Source organism: Mycobacterium tuberculosis complex sp. N0072, from assembly GCF_030323725.1.
In the GTDB taxonomy this organism is placed as follows: Bacteria; Actinomycetota; Actinomycetes; order Mycobacteriales; family Mycobacteriaceae; genus Mycobacterium; species Mycobacterium tuberculosis.
Genome location: NZ_CP040689.1, coordinates 705619 through 721485, shown reverse-complemented (window position 1 = coordinate 721485; position 15867 = coordinate 705619). Strand labels below are relative to the sequence as shown.

Here is a 15867-nt window from a genome sequence, read left to right as displayed (position 1 = left end):
TTGACGCTGCCGAAAGCCGGTGCGGCGAACACCTGGCTGACTAAGAATTAGGGCAGCGCGACCGTGGCGATGTCGGTGTGTTGGAAATCTTCGCCCTTGAACAGGAGTGGCTGGCCGCTGATCTTGGCGAGGCCGTATGAGAAGCAGTCGCCGTAGTTGAGCCCCGCACGATGCCTTCCCTTGCCGTACGTGCGGTAGGCGGCGCGCGCGGCATCCGCTTGGTCGGCATGCACGGCAACAAGGTCGACCGCGGCGCGATGAAGCCACAGATCCAGCTCACGTCCGCCCGGTTCACCGAAGCGGGCTTCTATCACGAGTGCCGTTTCCAGGTAAGACGCCGTCGACATCAGCCGGATGTGGTCGGCTTCGACGGCGGCCTCGAACCGCTCTGCGTCTGGCTCGTCGCTGAGCATCGCAACGAGCGCGGACGTGTCGATCACCATCAGGCCGGCAATCCGCGCTCGTCATAGCCGAGAATCGCCTCAGCGGACCGGTTGTCGACCACCGGCAACGCTGCGCACCGGTGCCGAATCGCGGCAAGCTCGTCGCGCAACGGGACAACACGGGCACGCCCAGTCTCACGAGCGAGCCGCTCGCGCAACGCGGTAACCACTGCCTCGGTCAACGTCTCGCCGGTGCGCGCCGCAAGCGCTCGCGCGAGCCGGTCGGCTTCCGGGTGCTTGATACTCAGCGCCATGTCTCGATTCTATACTAGTAGCTAGATTCTAGATCACACGGTCAGCGCTAGCTGGTTGCGCAGCGGTGCGCCGTGCCGAATACCGCGGTGACTCAGCCCAAGACGAGCGATAGCCCATTGGCCTTCAGATCGGCGAACGAGTAACTCATTTCGCCTCGACGACTGACCGACACGACGTAGCGGTCTTCGCCCTCGGTGATTTCAAACGAGAAAGGGAAGGTGCACAAGAATCGGCCGCCCTGACCCGCCTGCAGGAAGGCCGTGGCCAGGATGTCCCCCTGACCGTTTTTCACCGTCACCTGCGTTCCCCGGTCGATGTCGGCGTAGCCGGCTGACCCTGAGCACCCGGAGCCCGACACGGTGATCGCCGGTGCGTACACGTTTGGCGATTCATCCTTGAGGGTGAAACTTCCAGTGACAGTTATGGTTTCCAGGATATGGAAGCCATCGCTGAACTGCGGGCAGTAGTATTGCACGGCGACCTGATCGACCGGCATCCCCTGCTGTTCGCCACCGTCTTGCAACTGGCGGCACACCTGCTTGCCGCGGGCGATGGCGTTCGCGTCGGAGTTGAACTCACCGGTGAGTCCGGACCGCCTCAAGGCGGCGAGGTACTTGTCGTCGATGGACTCCCGGTCTCGATTCAGGAACAGCGTCCCGACGACACCGGCTCCCACCAGCCCGAGAAACGCCACCACGCCCGCAAGCGCCCACCACAGTCGACGGTGCCCAGAACGCACCCACCCCGACACCGCTGACGGCGAAACACCAACGGCACCTGACTGATCCAGCTGCTGCTGACCAAGTGGGTCAACGGCTTCGGCGTCGCCCTCGCGAACGAGGTCGGTCGGCTGCCCGGCGACGAAGTAGCGTCCCTCGTGGCGACCGGTGGGATCGGGTCGCCATCCCGTTGCCGTCGTCGCGGCGCCGACCGTCGGCGTCGTGGTCCGATGCCAGGTTGAACCAATCTTGTATGCGCCGCACGCCCCGCACCTGGTCGGGTCGGCAAGCTCGGCACCGCAATACACGCAGAAACTCATGGCAGCGTCGTCACTTCCGGTACACCGTCGTGCCCTTCGCGCCAACGAGGGTGCTGATGAACTTCGCGAAACAGTCATCGGCGCCGAACCCGTTCGAGTCGCACCAGCGATTGGCCTCAGCTGCGGTGGGCTGCGCCGGCCCAACCACCGTCACCCAGAAATCGGGTCCGCTGAAGGTGGTCCAGTGCCCCGACCACACCAGGCGGGCGCCCCCGAACCGCTGCCGCAGGGCCAGGTGATCGCGAAGAATATCGGCGCTCGTCCACGTTTTCCCCGCGGCGACCAGGCCGACGCGCTTCGAACTCACCTGCGGCACCCAGCGATTGGCGATACCGACTCGCACGTAGGGGAAGTCCGAGTCACGTAGCTCCACCAGCACCGCCCCGGCAACGGCGTTGATGCTGCCGTAAGCCGGTGCCGCGGACGCGGCCGCGACCATGGTCGTCCGTGCCGATCCGCCTCGTGCGGCCGAACGATCGGACCTGCCCTTCCGTGTGGCCGCCAATGCCGGTGCGCCGGACAACATGTCGGGCGTTCGCCAATACATTCCGGGCGGAAAGACCAGGGTTCGACGGGCGGGCACGCCGGGCTCGATCCTCAGCGGATCTGCCGAGAAGTCGAAGCTTCCGGCCGCCACGTCGCGCCGTCCGTCGGCGACGGTGACCTCGAGCGCCGAGTTCGACTCGACATCGCCGCCGGCGCATGCCGACATGAACGCGGCACTCACCGCAAGCCCGTCGGACGTCAGGTCGATCGACTCCGCTTCAAGCACCGGATCGTCCGGGCAACTCGCGGCCTCGGCCTGTGCGAACGGCACACCCGTCGTGGCGGCGCCCCGCGCGGAACTGGGCTCCTCACGGTCGTTGCGAGCCGGTCGCGTCACCGCGTAGCCGACGGCCGTCACGACGACGGCGACCACGAGCAGCGTCGCCGCGAGGACGACGAGGGGGACGAAGGATCGCGCGGGCGCCGTCTGGCGTGTGCCTGATTCCTCCGACGGCCAGGGCACCACGCCGATCGGCGAGCCGCACCGCTCACAGAACCTGTAGTCCCATGCGTTCACGTGACCCTGGGGACATAGCACCGTCGGCGACGCATGCTGTGCATGGTCATCCGCACCCGGAGTCACATTCGCCGGACCGGGGTCAGCGCCTCGATCGCCTGCCATCGGCTGCACCTCGAGGCAAAGGCTACGCCCGCGGTCGGACAAACCCAAGAGCGATCGAGTTGGGGCGGCATCGGGAGTCGAGCGAAGCCAAGATCGAAGGCTGCGTCTTCATGGCCCCGGGATACCGCGGCGACAACCAATACTCGCGCGCAGGACCAGTCGGCGATCCTCGTCACCCGCCTGCTCGAACGATTGGGAGCCCTGGCACCTGGCAGGATGCGCCAGACCGACCACGCGCTCGCACTGGTTCTGGGTATCAGCGAAGCGGGCTAAGCCCCAGACACCAGATCCACCGCGGCAGCGGTCTCGTAGCCGGTGTTCGGCTTCGAGGTCAAGGGCAGTGGCGGACCCGCACCGATCTGCTCACTGTGGACATGACGCTTCGCCAACCCGCTCAACGGCACTCGGCCGCGCCGGGCGCGGCATAGGTCCGGCTCACCGCCGGCTCGTCGTAGCCGGCGGTGACCGCCGCCCGTCGCACCGTGTCGGCCACGTCGCGCGCCCTATCGGCAGGCACCAGTGCGATCACGGCGCCCCCGAAGCCGCCCCCGGTCATCCGGGCGCCCAGCGCACCGGCCCGTACGGCGCTCTCGGCGATCAGATCGATCCGCTCGGTGGTGATGGCGAAGTCCTCGCGCATGGACTCATGCGACGCGGTCAGCAGCTGCCCGGCGGCGGTGAAATCCGAATCAGCCAGTGCGGCCGCGAAATCCAGCACCCGCTGATTCTCGGTCAGCACGTGCCGGGCGCGGCGCGCGTCGATCGGATCGGCGATCGCGCCCAGCGCCGCCAGCCCGCGATCCTGCACAGCGCGCAACGAGGACACCCCCAGATCGGCGGCCGCCCGTTCACACGACGCCCGGCGCAGCGCATACTCCCCGCCGGCGTGACGGTGTCGGGCTCGAGAATCCATCAACAGCAGCACCACATCGCAGGCGTCCGGGTCGAAGGCCACCGGGCGCACGGTGATGTCGCGAAAGTCGATCAGCAGCGCGGTCTTCGGCGCTCCGAACAGCGCGGCCAGGTGGTCGAGCAAACCCGTTGGGGCACCGACGTAGTCGTTCTCGGCTCGCTGTGCGAGCCGGGCCCGCTCGAGACGGTCGATGCGGGTGCCGGTGGCGGCGCCGACCGCGCCCAGCACCGCGCCGATCAGCGCCGCCGACGACGAAAGCCCCGACCCGATCTCGACGTCGCTGGTGATCGACATCGCCCCGCCGGGCACCGGGTGGCCGGCGCCCCGCAGCGCCCAGATCGCCCCGGCCGCATAGGCTGCCCAGCCGGTCACCTGCCCCGGCGTGGTGTCGAGCGGGATCCGCGCCGAGCCGTCGGCGCGGTCGCTGCGCGCGGTGATCGCGCCGGTGTGCTCGGGGGTGAACGTGACAACGGTGCGCCGCGGCAACGCAATCGGCAGCGCGAAACCCAGGTTGTAATCGGTGTGTTCGCCGATCAGGTTGACCCGCCCGGGTGCGCCGTAGCTGACCGTCATGGGCCCAGCTCGCGCAGCCGGGCGGCCACGCTCTCCGGGATAACGTCGGCGATGAACGCGTCCATCGCCGACTCGGCGGCCGCCAGATATTTCAGTTTGGTGGCGCTGCGCCGGATCGACATGAGCTCGACGTGAAAGTAGCCATCGCGCTGGACCTCGCTGAACTGGTGCAGCGCCGACATGTACGGCAGCGGTGAAGAATACATCCGATCAAACCTCTGCAGCACGTCCAGATAGATCCGGGCGAACTCATCCAACTCCCCGTCATTGAGCTCGGTGAGGTTGCGCACCAACCGGTTTGGGTAAATGTGCACCTCCACCGGCCAGCGTGCGGCGAACGGTACGAATGCGGTGAACAGCTCGCCGCGTACCACGATGCGGCTGCCGTCGGCGACCTCGCGTGCCAGCAGGCTGGCAAACAGGTTGTCACCGTGACGCTTTCGGTGCCGACGAGCCTGGCGCAGCATCGCCGCGGTGCGCGGCGTCAGATACGGATAGGCGTAAATCTGACCGTGCGGGTGGGTCAGGGTCACCCCGATCTCCTCACCACGGTTCTCGAAGCAGAACACCTGCGCTACCCCGGGCAGCGCCGTCAATTCGGCGGTGCGGTGCCGCCACGCGTGCACGACCAGCCGGGCATGCGCCGGGTCCAGGCCCGCGAACGAACCGGTGTGATCGGCCGAAAAGCAGATCACCTCGCAGCGTCCGTGCCCCGGAGCGGATACGAACCCGTCACCGTCGGGCGCGCCGATTGGGGCGATGCCGGCCCCGGCCAGGCTGGGAAACCGGTTCTCGAAGACGACAACGTCGTAGTCGGGGGCGGGCACCTCGCTACTCAGACCGGTCGGCCCCGGACACAGCGGGCAGCGCGCGGCCGGCGGCTTGTAGGTGCGATCCTGGCGCTGTGCGGCGACGATCACCCACTGGCCGGTGGCCCGGTCGAACCGCAGCCGCGAGGGAGCCGGGTCACGTTCGGGCAGCGGCCGACGATCCGACACCGGCGCCGGGACGTGTCCGGGCAGCGAAAAGAACAGCAGGTCACGGCCATCGGCCAGGGTCCACCGCGTCGGCGCCGTCACAACGCAGAACCCTACTGGGAGCGCCTCGTCGAGTTGCCGACCGCGTTCGTTCGCGATGAACACCGACGCGTCGAGTCCTCCGGGCGGTGGCGTGGCGCTCATCGGATCGGCCCGAGATCCTCTGTGGTGTCGCCGGTGAGGGCCGCGACGCCACCTCAGCTATGCCTACGCATCGTGGCCCAATCGTTGGTTTTGGGGCGGCTCGCCGCGCCGCCGGGAGACGATGCACATCAGGTGGTCGTTGGAATGAGTACCGCGACGTCGCCGTGCAGGTGTGCTAAGCCGCTGTCGAGCGTCGCCAACTGCCCGTCGTGGCTTCGCGCGAGCTGGGCAAGGTAGGCATCGGTCACCTGCCGGTGCCCAACCACACCAGCGACCTCGACACCGGCGAAAGAGAGTGCATCGGGCCAGAATTCGTGGCGGCTCGTGCACTGGACCGCACTGACGACATCCCGAGCCGCCGCCGCGGACTGTCCCGAGCGTACCAGGAATCGAACCAGGCTTCCTTGTGTCATCGGGCAGGTCGCAAATCCGGTGTCGGACGCCATGAGCCAGTCCGCTGCGGCATCATGATGCACATGCTCGGCGACCACCAATGCGATCAGCACGTTGGCGTCGAGCAGCACCGTCACTGCTCGTCCTCTAATGAACGCACGTCCTCGGAGGTCACGACGGTCCCGACGCTCACCAAAGGCAATCCCGTTCTGGGGTCTGAGGACAACGCGGTAGGGCGGTTGGCGGCCAGGCCTCGTCGCATGAGGTCGGCGACCGTTTCACTCAACGTGCGGTGCGTATCCCGGGCAATCGCCAGTGCCTGCTTGTGCAGGTCTTGCGGCAGGTCGATGGTAGTGCGCACCGCCTCATCCTAACATCGCTGCATCGTGATGCGCGCGCCGACGCTCACCGGTATTCCAACGGGACTGATCATGCTGGCCGTGCGGCAGACGAGCCGGCCGAGACAGCGCACGAGCCGTGTTGGGTGGCGGCCCGAGGGCTGGCCTCACAGGCTAGCCGCGCGATGAGTGCGACCTACAGGCCCTCTTCGTTCATCTAACCTCGGCTGCGTTCAGCTCTGCGGTGGTTGACCACCACCAACGGACCGCCCAGCGCCACAAGGAAGGCCACCGAGATGGCCATCAATGTTTGCCCGGTCACCACCAGCAGCCCGATCAGTGCCAGCTCTACGGCACCGGCCACGAGGTAGGACGCCGCCCGGTAGTGCGGGCGCCAGGCGCCCCACGCCGCCAGCGTGAGCGCGCCAGCCGCGATCCCAGCAGCCAATACGTCCATCACTTGCTCCCCACCAGGCATTGTAGAAGACTCACGCCCGCCGTGGCCGCGCCGACACCACCGGCCGCGGCAGCCACGACCCCCGCCCCGGTCTCTGCGGTCAACACGCCGATGCTGAAGACTATGGCGCCCGAGGCGAACTGGGCGGTCCGGTCGATCCAGTCGTTGGTGCTGCAATGGGTGCGGGCGTACTCAATATCGGCGACGTGCGCCTGCAGATCCGCAACCTGACCGCGCAACCACGCTGTGTTGGGGTCGTTTGCGGGCAGCGACTGTACGAACCGTTGCACGTTGTCCGCAAGACCCTGGCCGGTCAGATTAGCTGGATCACCGCCGAGGATCATCTGCTGCAGCGTAGGGCTTAGGCCAGTGCCCGGCGGCGGTGTTCCATCAGGGGTGTCCCACGGCGCAAATGGGGGCGGGGGACTAGTGCCGCCATCTTGTTTGACGTCGACCAACCGGACCCCAGTGTCGCGGTTGTCGTTGCCGATGATGGTGTCGTCGATGCTGGGTGTTTCCGGGAAGGTGGTGGTGGCGATTCCGGCGGTAGCGGCGGTGATTTTGCTTGCCACTTCTTGTTCGGACACGACCAGCTGTATGGCGCGCTGGCGGATATCGCCGGCGAACGTTTGCGCTTGAGCGTGGCGAGCCACCCGTTCTGCGGCGGTGCCGCTGGTGCGGGGCCCGGGCAGCGAAAAGAACAGCAGCTCACGTCCGTCGGCCAGGGTCCACCGCGTCGGCGCCGTCACAACGCCGAACCCTAGGCGAGGCCAGCCCCATCGGCTGGTGCCCGACGTCAAGCCTCGGCTGGCCGCGGCATAAGGTGGCCACCGTGGCCGAAGCGTTCGATGCGACCCAAGCCGTGGCGAGAATCCTGGCCGAACATGGCCCATTGAGCGAGGACGACATCGCACGACGCCTGCTGGACAGCGGCGTGGCCGACCCGGACGCCGTCCTGCGCGCGCTTCGCCTTGAAACGGAATGGCCGGCAAGGCAGTTGGTCGACGATCGGTGGGTGTGGCTGCCGACGCTGCTAGCCGGGCGGGTATTCACCCATCGGCTCGGCGCGGACGAGGCGGTCCACGACATGCTCGGCGTGACCCCGGACCTGGACCCGATCACCACGCTCTGCGAGCACGAGGAGTATGGCCGGCTGGCCGACGGTTCGGCGGCGCGGATCGTGCTGGCCGGATACGACGAGGAGCTGCTCGAACGACGGGGCATCCCGGACGAGGCCATCGACCCCGGCGGGGCACTGCTGCTGGAGCCGGGCACGCTGGCGACGTTGGGGGCCGCCGCGGGGGATCTGTTCGGTGTGCGGCTGACCGCCGCAGGGCTGGTGCTCGAGCGGATCGGCACAGCCGGTGCGGACACCTCCGTCGGCGCCCGGCTGGCCGAGCTGGTCGACCCCGACGAGCCCGCGTTCTTCCCCGCGGCGGTCTGGACGGCGTGCGTCGACGACCCGGCGGCATTTACCGAGCCAGTGGCACCGCTGCGCGAGATCCTCGACCAGCACGGCCTCACGCACGAAGACGACTGGCTAGCACCTGGCGGATTCAATTTCGACGCTTGGCGTTTCGAGAACCGATGCGAACTGCTGGCCTTTCGCCACGACCTCGACCCCAACGACGCGGTCGCGCTGTACACGCTGATCAAACTGCACGAGACGATGTCGCTGCTGCTCGAAGCAACCGACCCGGACGAGTTGCCGCGGGATGTGCTCGCCACAGCCGCCGAGACCGCGACGGAAACCGGCTCCGACTCGTTGGTCGATCTGCTCGGCGACATTGGGGCGGCGCTGGCCGACCCGCTGCTGGCCGAGCTGCTGGTGGCAGAGACGGTGGGCACCGACTCCGGCGGGGCGGCCGCGCTGGGCCTGCTCACCGAGATGCTGGAGCCCAAGGTGCCGCGCGCGGCGCGGGTGGCGGTGCGCTGGCTGCGCGCGGTCGCGCTGGACCGGATCGGTGATGTCGAGGCGGCCGAACGTGAGCTGCTGGCGGCCGAGTCGATGGACACCGAGTGGCCGCTGCCGTTGCTCGACCTGGCCCGCATCGCCTCCGATCGCGGCGACGCCGAGCGCGGGTTGGCACTGCTGCGCCGCGCCGGCACCGAACCCGACCACCCGCTGGTGCGGCTCCTGGAGCGGCACCGAGCCCAGCCGCGCCGCGACCTGGGCCGCAACGAGGCGTGCTGGTGCGGGTCGGGCCGCAAGTACAAGAAATGCCATCTCGGCCGTGAGGCGCTGCCGCTGGCCGAGCGGGTGGACTGGCTGTATGCCAAGGCATCCCAGCACGCACTGTCGGGCGACTGGACCGGCCTGCTGGCCGAAGTCAGCTATGAGCGCTTCCGGTATGCCGACTCTGACGATGAGGACGCGCTGGCCGCGGCGCTGGCCGATCCGCTGGTGCTGGACGCGGTGTTGTTCGAGGGCGGCGCGTTCGCGGAGTTCCTCGAAGTGCGCGGTTCGCTGCTACCCGACGACGAGCGGCTGCTTGCCGAGCAATGGCTGCTCGTGGAGCGGTCGGTGTTCGAGGTCGAGCACGTGCAACCTGGCGAGGGCGTGATCGTGCGCGACGTACGCACCGGCGACACCCATGAGGTGCATGAGCGGGCGGCCAGCCGCCAGCTGCGAGCCGGGCAGCTGATCTGCGCGCGCCCGGTGCCCGCCGGGGACACCATGGTGTTCTTCGGCGGGATCGAGCCGGTCGCGCTGCACGAGCGTGCCGTGCTGATCGAGCTGCTCGATGACGAGCCCGACCCGGTGACACTGGTGGCCCAGCTGAGCCGCCGGTTCGCGCCGCCGACACTGGTCAACACCGAGGGCGACTCGCTGGCAATCTGCGAGGCCAGCGTGCGAGTCGACGATCCGGCCGGGATCCAGGGCGCGCTCGACGGGGTCTACGACCGGGTTGACGGCGAGGAGCCGCCGCGGTGGATCGAACACGTCACCAACGACGGCATGCTGCGGGTCCGGGCCACGCTGGTCCTCGACGGTGACACGCTGCGGGTGGAAACCAACAGCGAACCGCGGATGGATCGCGTGCTGGCCACGCTGACCCGCCTCGACCCGGCGATGACGGTGCTCGACGACGACCGCCGTCCGCTGCGCAACACCCGCGAGGCCGCCGCGCTGGCCGAGCAGATGCCAGTTACCGGCGCGGGCGCGCCCGACCCCGACAGCCCCGAGCTGGCCGCCGCGCTCGAGGAATTCATCCGCGACTACGAGACCAGCTGGCTCGATCAACCCATCCCCGCGCTGGACGGGCACACGCCGCGGCAGGCCGCCGACGACCCCACCCGCCGCGCCGACCTGATCAAGCTCCTGGACACGTTTCCCGCCGGCGCGGGCGCCCGTGGCGGGATGGACGCCGACCGGCTGCGCACCGCTTTGGGCTTGTAGTAGCCGGGCGGGCGGTACTCACGGCGGGATCGCCGCACCGATCTCGGCGGCGAACTCACGGAAGTGTGGGTGGCCCGCCGCCGCCACATCGGACACGACGAAACCCGCCGCTGCCACCGGATCGTCGGAGCGGAAGTAGTCGTACCCGTCGGCCTCGCGCGCCAGGTCGATCAGTTGCTCCAGTGCGGATGCCGCGGGCTCGGCGTCCTCGGCTCGCAGGGCGTCCTGGGCTTCCGCGGCGAGCCGCTTGAAGGTGAAACGCCAGCGCGATCGTTCCCGCGGCGACACCCGCCGGTCCCCGCCCAGGTAGGCACCCGACCGCGCCAGTGACACGAACTCGTCGACCTCCCAACCCACGATGTCCGGATCGGCCGGCGGCTTTATTTTGCGCGCCGGGCGAGCGCGCCCGGCGCTGGCCAGCTCGGCCTCGATGCGCTCCCGCATGTTTGCGGTGCCGCGCCAGTAGAGGTTCCACAGCGCCTTCCGTAGGCGATCCTCATCGAGCCCCGACGCCGCGCGGAAGAACTGTTCGCGGTTCATTCGTTTCGCCGCCACGCCGGCGATCATCCCCGGCAGCCGCCCTGGCCGCACCGTCAGGCGCGGTTGCCGGATCGGCCCCAACACCCTACGGCGTCACGGCAATCGTCGATGGTGTCGTGGAATCACGGTGCGGCCGGATGGTTGCATTGCGTACAGTGTGGATCAGCGACGAACCCGACGGCGTGCCTCGATTGGTTACCGCCTATCCACGCTAGGAGCGGACCGATGTACGCAGAACACGATGTTGTGGTGCTAACACGGGATGTTCCCGACAAATCCCTCATCGCCGGAGACGTCGGTGCCGTCGTCGGGCGCTACGCCGCGGGTGGCTACGAAGTCGACTTTACCGCCGCGAACGGCTGCACGGTAGCGGTCGTCACGTTGGCCGGCGACGATATCCGACCACGACGGCGGCGGGAGATTCCGCATGTCCGCGAGGTGGCGTAGTCGTCCGCTTTGTTCTGTGGCGGATGCTGCAACCCGACCGGGTGATGGCCGATGGACGACGAGCTACGGGGCTTACTGGCCCGATATGCGCGCGGAGAACTCTCCGCCGACGACGCGCGGCGCGCGATACTGCGCTACCCGAAGTGGCGGGTCGCCGAGATAGACGGCGAACTCGAGACCGTGGCGCTCGATGACGGCACACCGATGCTCATCGCCGAGAGTTCGGCGTCGGACGGCCGCGAATATTCCGGCCTGGAACTGGTTCGCGACATCGCTCCGCTCGTCGGTGGCCTGTCATTCGATCCCGACGAACCGTGGGGTTCGGCGTTCCGGCCGGGTGCGCTGCCCGAGCTGCAGAGCTGGGCGCGCACGGTCGAGCTCGAGGATGCCATTGCCAAACCGGGCCCCGGCCAGCGGGATTTGCTGTACGAAGGGCCGTGGTGGGTTGCCGTCTCCCCGGGCACCGGCCGGCCCGCCGTTCACCGCGCCGACGGGTTGGACGTCATCACGATCATGACCGCGCCGGACGCGGCGGCGACATTCCGGCGAACCGAGCGACACCGCGGACTCGACGTCGTGCGGTTGGGTCCCGCACTCTGGGGCGACCTCGCCAAACGCAGCGACTTCGACGGCGTTCGGCTCAATCCGCTGCGTCCACTCGCCCAGCTGTGGCCGCCGCACGTCCCCGCGATGCTGGTCGCCGGATGCGATCCGCGCCCGAACGCCGAGCCACTGCCCGCCCGCACGGTTGCCGAAATCCATCTGTGGCTGGATCAGCATGGGGCGCGTCAAGAAAAGCGCGAACTGTCCAACCGTGCGACCCCGGTCGGCGAGGTCACCGTCGCGCGCGCCTGGTGGAACTACGACCGCCGGGAGATCGCGTTCACCCGCGTCGCTCCGGCGTCCGACACCGAAGGTCTGGGCTCGGTTCCGTCCCGGATCCTCTGCGCCGGCAAACTCCGCTAAAGCATCCAGAGCAAACTCGCCGGCTTGCCCCGGCTGACGTGGCGCGCTGACGCCTGGCACCGGCAGCGTGCCGCCCTGGCCGTAGGCTGGGCACTCGAGCTGGAGAAGCTCGTGTGTGGTGAGCGGGTTCCTTTCGCGGCGTTGCGCACACCTGAAGGCGCGCACCTGTGGCATCTGGAGCCGCAAGCGTTTACCGCACGGGCGATCCGAAAGCTTCGTGATCGCGCGGCGTCGTTCAGGTGAAACTAGCGGCGGCGCCGTGGATTTCCTGGGCATCAAGCGCTGGGCGTAGCCTGGCCAGCCGCAGAGAAGGGGAGGCGTCGTGACCGACGAGAAGTGCGTGAGATGCGGGGGCGACCAGCTCGTCGAAGGGGCCGTCGTCTGGAACGCGCCGCTGCGTTTCAAGCGCGAAGGTGCCGGCCACTTCAATCGCGGCACCCAGGTCAACGCCGTTGCCTGCGAGACTTGTGGGCATATCGACCTCTATCTCGAAAGCCGTGCCCGCGGCTCGACGAAGTGAGATTGCCACCGAGGAAACCGCGGCGGTGAGGAATAGCGGGCGTCGACGCACTGCATTTCGCGCCCTCGAAACACCGTCGCCTGCTGCAAGCTGCCGACCTTGTGTCCTACCTCCACTTTCGGAGGCGTCGGTCAGACGTCAAAGACGCCCGGTCGGTGAAGACCACCAACGATTATGGGACATCGTCGCAAACAAGATGAAGGTCTGCCAGATCTGGCCCCCTTGGACGCACGTCAGCCCCACCCGTGGGTGGGGCTGCGGCCTACAGGATCCTTCTCAGGAGTCCCGATGCCCAATGTACAACACGCCGACGACACGCCGCATTGAGGTAACCGCGCGGAGCGTCGAAGATCGATTTGACCTGCGCCACAGATCCGTCGCCGTATCGGGTCCAGCCGGGTCTGTACTCCCGCCAAATCAACTGTGGCGCAGCGGTTTCGGCAAACGCCCGGAACCCGTGGCGTTCCCAGGTCCACGCCCACAACTCCACACAGCGGACACCACAAAGCCCGCCGCTGCCACCGGATCGTCGGAACGAAAATAGTCGTACCCGTGAGCCTCGCACCGCCGCGCCAGGCTGACGTCGATCACCGCCGATCCAGTGCCCTTTGGACGCCGGTGTGCCCAAAGTCGTTGCCCTTCCACAGCAGCGGCTCACGTCGATCGATCGCCAGTGCATAGGACAGGCAGTCGCCGAAATTCAAGCCCGCGGGGTGGCCGCTGCCTCTGCCGAAATCCGCGTAGGCCGCTCGGGCCAGGCGGGCCTGGCGCTCGGTTACCGGCTCGACGACGAACTCGGCTTCTTCGATAAGTTCATCCAGTGCTCTGCTGATGACCGGATCACGCTGGGAGTCAAGGACTATCCCGCATTCCAGGTAGCTGGCCGCAGACAGTCTGCGGACATCGGCGTTGGCGAGCGCGTCGGCGTAGGCCGCGGCGTCGTCCTCGTCGCGCAGAATCGCGATGATCGCCGACGTGTCGACGATCACGCCGGCAGCCCTCGCTCGTCATACAGCAGAGCATCGTGGTCGAGGCGCTTTGCTTCCGGGCTCATCCTGCTCGCGGTCTTGTGGCCGATAGCCAAGAGCCGGGCGGCGAGATCGTCGCTGCGCAGTCTGGCCAGACGCTCGTTCACCGCGGTCGCCACCGCCCGAGCCTGAGATTCGCCGGTGATTTTCGCGATCTGCTTGACCGCCTGGTGAACCGACGGATCTTTGATGTTCAACGCCATGTTAGTACCCTTCTACCAAAGTGATGGTACCACTATCCCCGAAGTCAGGCCGATTCGGCGTGAGCCCCACGCACCAGATCGCACGCCGCAACGAAACGCGCCCACTCTTCGTTGTTTGGGCGAGCCCCGCCATTCGTCACGGCATCGTCGCTGACGACCAGACCGGGTCCGACATCGGCCAGCAGCTCGGAGAGTTTCAGAATTTGGCCTGCCGGGCTGTCCGAGAAGCGCTGAAATATCCTGTCACGGAGCCACTCCCGGGCGCTGTCCATGCCCGCGGCCAAATCCAGCTCGGGAAGCCGCAGCGCCCCGTTGCATCGAATCAGCTGCTCTTCGAAGCGGTCTTCCCAGCATTCGGTCCGCCACCCGCCCCAGACGTCGGGAAGGGCCTGGAAGATGCCCATGGTGTCGGCTGTTTGCCAGGCGCCCACGGTCTTTCGGGGCACGTCGATATGGGCGCCGCCCTCGGGGATAATGCCCAGCGTTAGCCGTCTGGCACCAGGACCGGGCAGCATGCGCCGTCCGCGGTGGCGACCGTGGCCAGACGACGAACACCCACGTCGACACCGATTCGCGACTCAGGCAGTTCCACGTTGGGTTGCTGGGGGCGCTGCACCAGTACCCGCACACTCGCATCCAGCCGGGTGCCGTTGCGGCGCACCGTGATCGCCAGCACCCGCGCCCGGTCTTTGGCGATGAGGCGCTCGATGCGGCGGGTGTTCTCATGCGTACGCACGCAGCCGATCACCGGCAAAGTGAGGTGTCTACGGTCGGGCTCAACGCGCATCGCACCCGTGGTGAACGACACGCGATCGGCGTCGCGGCCCTTCTTCTTGAATCGAGGGAAGCCCATTCTCTTGCCGTCGCGCTTGCCAGCACGCCTCTGCTGCCAGTTCCAGTACGCGTCGACCGCGCCCGCGATCCCGTCGGCGTAGGCCTCTTTCGAGCATTCCGGCCACCACACGGTGCCAGTCTCGGCGTTGACACACACCTCGTCTTTCACCGTGTTCCAGCGTTTCCGCAGTACCCGAAGCGACGGCTTCGCCGTCTGGGCGCCGGTCGCGCGCCACGCTTGGATATCGGCTTTCAGCTGCGCGACGGTCCAGTTGTAGGCCTTGCGGCGGGCGCCGAAATGCCGCGCCAACGCGTGTGCCTGCTCGGCGGTCGGATCGAGTGTGAACCGGAACGCTTGCACACACCAGCCGTTGGGGATCTCCAAACGCGGCATCTCAGGCCGCCTCATGATCATCGACAGCGGCAGCCGCGACGGCCCGCTTGGCCCGGTTCTGAGCAGCACGTTTGCCATACAACCTTGCGCACATCGAGGTCAGAATCTCGGTCATATCCCATACCAGGTCATCGTCAACCTCGGCCGAGTCCACCACGACCAACTCCCGACCCTGAGCGGCCAGCGCAGCGTGGACATACTCCGAACCGAACCGGCAGAACCGATCCCGATGCTCAACCACAATCCGCGTGACCGACAGATCGCGCAGCACCGCAGGGAACTTACGTCGGTGCCCGTTGAGCACCGACCCGACCTCGGTGACAACCTTGTCGACCGGGATCTGTTCGGCTGTGGCCCACGAAGTCACCCGCGCCACCTGCCGATCCAAATCAGACTTCTGATCAGCCGACGACACCCGCGCGTACACCGCAGTCTTTGGCTGCGCGCCAGCCTCGCTAGCCAGCTCGTCGACCAGAATGAGTCGACCAACCTTCCGGGCCGGGACCGGCAAGAGCCCAGCGTGGAACCAGCGATACGCGGTCACCCGCGCGACGCCATTGCGCTCGGCCCACGCCGCGAGATTCATACCTCTGTTCCTACAGCACGCCACCGACAACTACCGACCACTCACCGCGCAACAGTTGGCAGCCCCGGCTCGACGCGGCATAGGGTGGCCACCGTGGCCGAAGCGTTCCATGCGACCGTGCCGTGGCGAGGATCCCGGCCGAACATGGCCCATTGAACGAGGACGTCATCGCACGACGCCTGCATGACC

20 protein-coding genes and 5 pseudogenes are annotated in these 15867 nt (G+C 67.6%); 6 read left to right on the top strand and 19 right to left on the bottom strand.

The features are described from left to right. Positions 1–47: 47 nt before the first annotated feature. The 9 genes and pseudogenes from vapC30 to FF952_RS03245 all read right to left on the bottom strand — a co-directional run bounded on the left by vapC30 (position 48) and on the right by FF952_RS03245 (position 6326). A complete protein-coding gene (gene vapC30, locus FF952_RS03285) occupies positions 48–443 on the bottom strand; it encodes a type II toxin-antitoxin system toxin ribonuclease C30 (protein ID WP_003403236.1) in 396 nt (131 codons plus the stop codon). Beyond that, on the bottom strand, positions 443–697 hold the full coding sequence (gene vapB30, locus FF952_RS03280; RefSeq protein WP_003403235.1) for a type II toxin-antitoxin system antitoxin VapB30: 255 nt from the start codon (positions 695–697) through the stop codon (positions 443–445). The genes vapC30 and vapB30 overlap by 1 nt, the downstream gene beginning before the upstream one ends. A gap of 92 nt (positions 698–789) precedes the next feature. Continuing rightward, positions 790–1737, bottom strand: coding sequence for a DUF732 domain-containing protein (locus tag FF952_RS03275; RefSeq protein ID WP_003403232.1), 948 nt, complete (start codon positions 1735–1737; stop codon positions 790–792). Positions 1738–1747: 10 nt separating this feature from the next. Further along, positions 1748–2905, bottom strand: a complete 1158-nt coding sequence (locus FF952_RS03270; protein ID WP_003903091.1) for a hypothetical protein — start codon at positions 2903–2905, stop codon at positions 1748–1750. Positions 2906–3299: 394 nt separating this feature from the next. Further along, positions 3300–4391, bottom strand: coding sequence for a galactokinase (locus FF952_RS03265; protein WP_003900977.1), 1092 nt, complete (start codon positions 4389–4391; stop codon positions 3300–3302). Continuing rightward, complete coding sequence (gene galT / locus FF952_RS03260; protein ID WP_235681841.1) at positions 4388–5413, bottom strand: galactose-1-phosphate uridylyltransferase; 1026 nt, start codon at positions 5411–5413, stop codon at positions 4388–4390. The genes FF952_RS03265 and galT overlap by 4 nt, the downstream gene beginning before the upstream one ends. Beyond that, positions 5405–5470: pseudogene (locus FF952_RS20890) on the bottom strand (galactose-1-phosphate uridylyltransferase); the annotation flags it as partial. The pseudogene FF952_RS20890 and the gene galT, both read right to left, overlap by 9 nt. A 230-nt stretch (positions 5471–5700) precedes the next feature. After that, positions 5701–6102 carry a type II toxin-antitoxin system ribonuclease VapC29 gene (gene vapC29 / locus FF952_RS03250; protein ID WP_003403218.1) on the bottom strand — a complete coding sequence of 134 codons (402 nt, stop codon included), beginning with the start codon at positions 6100–6102 and terminating at the stop codon, positions 5701–5703. Beyond that, positions 6099–6326, bottom strand: a complete 228-nt coding sequence (locus FF952_RS03245; protein ID WP_003403213.1) for an antitoxin VapB29 — start codon at positions 6324–6326, stop codon at positions 6099–6101. The genes vapC29 and FF952_RS03245 overlap by 4 nt, the downstream gene beginning before the upstream one ends. Here FF952_RS03245 and FF952_RS20685 point away from each other — a divergent pair. Next, complete coding sequence (locus tag FF952_RS20685; RefSeq protein ID WP_003898530.1) at positions 6258–6524, top strand: hypothetical protein; 267 nt, start codon at positions 6258–6260, stop codon at positions 6522–6524. The genes FF952_RS03245 and FF952_RS20685 overlap by 69 nt on opposite strands. Here FF952_RS20685 and FF952_RS03240 read toward each other — a convergent pair. Both FF952_RS03240 and FF952_RS03235 read right to left on the bottom strand, forming a co-directional pair. Beyond that, complete coding sequence (locus FF952_RS03240) at positions 6521–6763, bottom strand: hypothetical protein (RefSeq protein WP_003403210.1); 243 nt, start codon at positions 6761–6763, stop codon at positions 6521–6523. The two genes, FF952_RS20685 and FF952_RS03240, sit on opposite strands and share 4 nt — an antisense overlap. After that, positions 6760–7509: a hypothetical protein gene (locus FF952_RS03235; RefSeq protein WP_003898528.1), complete on the bottom strand. Its 750-nt coding sequence runs from the start codon at positions 7507–7509 to the stop codon at positions 6760–6762. The genes FF952_RS03240 and FF952_RS03235 overlap by 4 nt, the downstream gene beginning before the upstream one ends. 83 nt (positions 7510–7592) lie before the next feature. Here FF952_RS03235 and FF952_RS03230 point away from each other — a divergent pair, with 83 nt between their 5' ends. Further along, positions 7593–10160 carry an SEC-C metal-binding domain-containing protein gene (locus tag FF952_RS03230; protein WP_031656768.1) on the top strand — a complete coding sequence of 856 codons (2568 nt, stop codon included), beginning with the start codon at positions 7593–7595 and terminating at the stop codon, positions 10158–10160. An 18-nt stretch (positions 10161–10178) separates the two neighbouring features. Here FF952_RS03230 and FF952_RS03225 read toward each other — a convergent pair whose 3' ends face one another. Then, positions 10179–10784 (bottom strand): hypothetical protein, encoded by a 606-nt coding sequence (locus FF952_RS03225; protein ID WP_003898526.1) that lies wholly within the window; start codon positions 10782–10784, stop codon positions 10179–10181. 141 nt (positions 10785–10925) lie between these two features. Between FF952_RS03225 and FF952_RS03220 the strand changes: the two genes are divergently transcribed. Together FF952_RS03220 and FF952_RS03215 are read left to right on the top strand one after the other, a co-directional pair. Next, positions 10926–11147, top strand: coding sequence for a DUF4926 domain-containing protein (locus tag FF952_RS03220; RefSeq protein WP_003898525.1), 222 nt, complete (start codon positions 10926–10928; stop codon positions 11145–11147). 51 nt (positions 11148–11198) lie between these two features. Then, a pseudogene (locus tag FF952_RS03215) lies at positions 11199–12356 on the top strand (hypothetical protein). Here FF952_RS03215 and FF952_RS20680 read toward each other — a convergent pair. Then, positions 12349–12642 (bottom strand): hypothetical protein, encoded by a 294-nt coding sequence (locus FF952_RS20680; protein ID WP_016719609.1) that lies wholly within the window; start codon positions 12640–12642, stop codon positions 12349–12351. The pseudogene FF952_RS03215 and the gene FF952_RS20680 sit on opposite strands and share 8 nt — an antisense overlap. A 23-nt stretch (positions 12643–12665) precedes the next feature. On the opposite strand from FF952_RS20680, the gene FF952_RS20675 reads away from it, so the two are divergent. Further along, positions 12666–12833: a DUF3800 domain-containing protein gene (locus tag FF952_RS20675; protein ID WP_077385191.1), complete on the top strand. Its 168-nt coding sequence runs from the start codon at positions 12666–12668 to the stop codon at positions 12831–12833. Positions 12834–13050: 217 nt separating this feature from the next. Here FF952_RS20675 and FF952_RS03205 read toward each other — a convergent pair. From FF952_RS03205 to FF952_RS03180, 6 genes and pseudogenes are all read right to left on the bottom strand, one after another. After that, positions 13051–13215: pseudogene (locus tag FF952_RS03205) on the bottom strand (hypothetical protein); the annotation flags it as partial. A gap of 5 nt (positions 13216–13220) precedes the next feature. Further along, positions 13221–13622 (bottom strand): type II toxin-antitoxin system VapC family toxin, encoded by a 402-nt coding sequence (locus tag FF952_RS03200; RefSeq protein WP_003403187.1) that lies wholly within the window; start codon positions 13620–13622, stop codon positions 13221–13223. Continuing rightward, positions 13619–13864, bottom strand: coding sequence for a type II toxin-antitoxin system VapB family antitoxin (locus tag FF952_RS03195; RefSeq protein WP_003403184.1), 246 nt, complete (start codon positions 13862–13864; stop codon positions 13619–13621). The genes FF952_RS03200 and FF952_RS03195 overlap by 4 nt, the downstream gene beginning before the upstream one ends. Positions 13865–13908: 44 nt before the next feature. Beyond that, the gene (locus FF952_RS03190) at positions 13909–14379 is read right to left on the bottom strand and encodes a hypothetical protein (RefSeq protein WP_003898523.1); all 471 of its coding nucleotides are present in this window, start codon (positions 14377–14379) and stop codon (positions 13909–13911) included. 2 nt (positions 14380–14381) lie between these two features. Next, a pseudogene (gene tnpB / locus FF952_RS03185) lies at positions 14382–15092 on the bottom strand (IS607 family element RNA-guided endonuclease TnpB); the annotation flags it as partial. 1 nt (position 15093) lies between these two features. Beyond that, entirely contained in the window at positions 15094–15678 is a 585-nt protein-coding gene (locus FF952_RS03180; RefSeq protein WP_003403171.1) for an IS607-like element IS1536 family transposase, read from the bottom strand. Between the two features lie 93 nt (positions 15679–15771). Here FF952_RS03180 and FF952_RS20885 point away from each other — a divergent pair. Then, a pseudogene (locus tag FF952_RS20885) lies at positions 15772–15866 on the top strand (hypothetical protein); the annotation flags it as partial. Position 15867 lies beyond the last annotated feature (1 nt).

Excerpts from the sequence above, each read along its gene's own strand:
- FF952_RS03270 (WP_003903091.1), bottom strand. The coding sequence starts at position 2,905 with ATGGCAGGCGATCGAGGCGCTGACCCCGGTCCGGCGAATGTGACTCCG.
- FF952_RS03190 (WP_003898523.1), bottom strand. The coding sequence starts at position 14,379 with ATGCTGCCCGGTCCTGGTGCCAGACGGCTAACGCTGGGCATTATCCCC.
- vapC30 (WP_003403236.1), bottom strand. The coding sequence starts at position 443 with ATGGTGATCGACACGTCCGCGCTCGTTGCGATGCTCAGCGACGAGCCA.
- FF952_RS03275 (WP_003403232.1), bottom strand. The coding sequence starts at position 1,737 with ATGAGTTTCTGCGTGTATTGCGGTGCCGAGCTTGCCGACCCGACCAGG.
- FF952_RS03180 (WP_003403171.1), bottom strand. The coding sequence starts at position 15,678 with ATGAATCTCGCGGCGTGGGCCGAGCGCAATGGCGTCGCGCGGGTGACC.
- FF952_RS03265 (WP_003900977.1), bottom strand. The coding sequence starts at position 4,391 with ATGACGGTCAGCTACGGCGCACCCGGGCGGGTCAACCTGATCGGCGAA.
- FF952_RS03220 (WP_003898525.1), top strand. The coding sequence starts at position 10,926 with ATGTACGCAGAACACGATGTTGTGGTGCTAACACGGGATGTTCCCGAC.
- FF952_RS03195 (WP_003403184.1), bottom strand. The coding sequence starts at position 13,864 with ATGGCGTTGAACATCAAAGATCCGTCGGTTCACCAGGCGGTCAAGCAG.
- vapB30 (WP_003403235.1), bottom strand. The coding sequence starts at position 697 with ATGGCGCTGAGTATCAAGCACCCGGAAGCCGACCGGCTCGCGCGAGCG.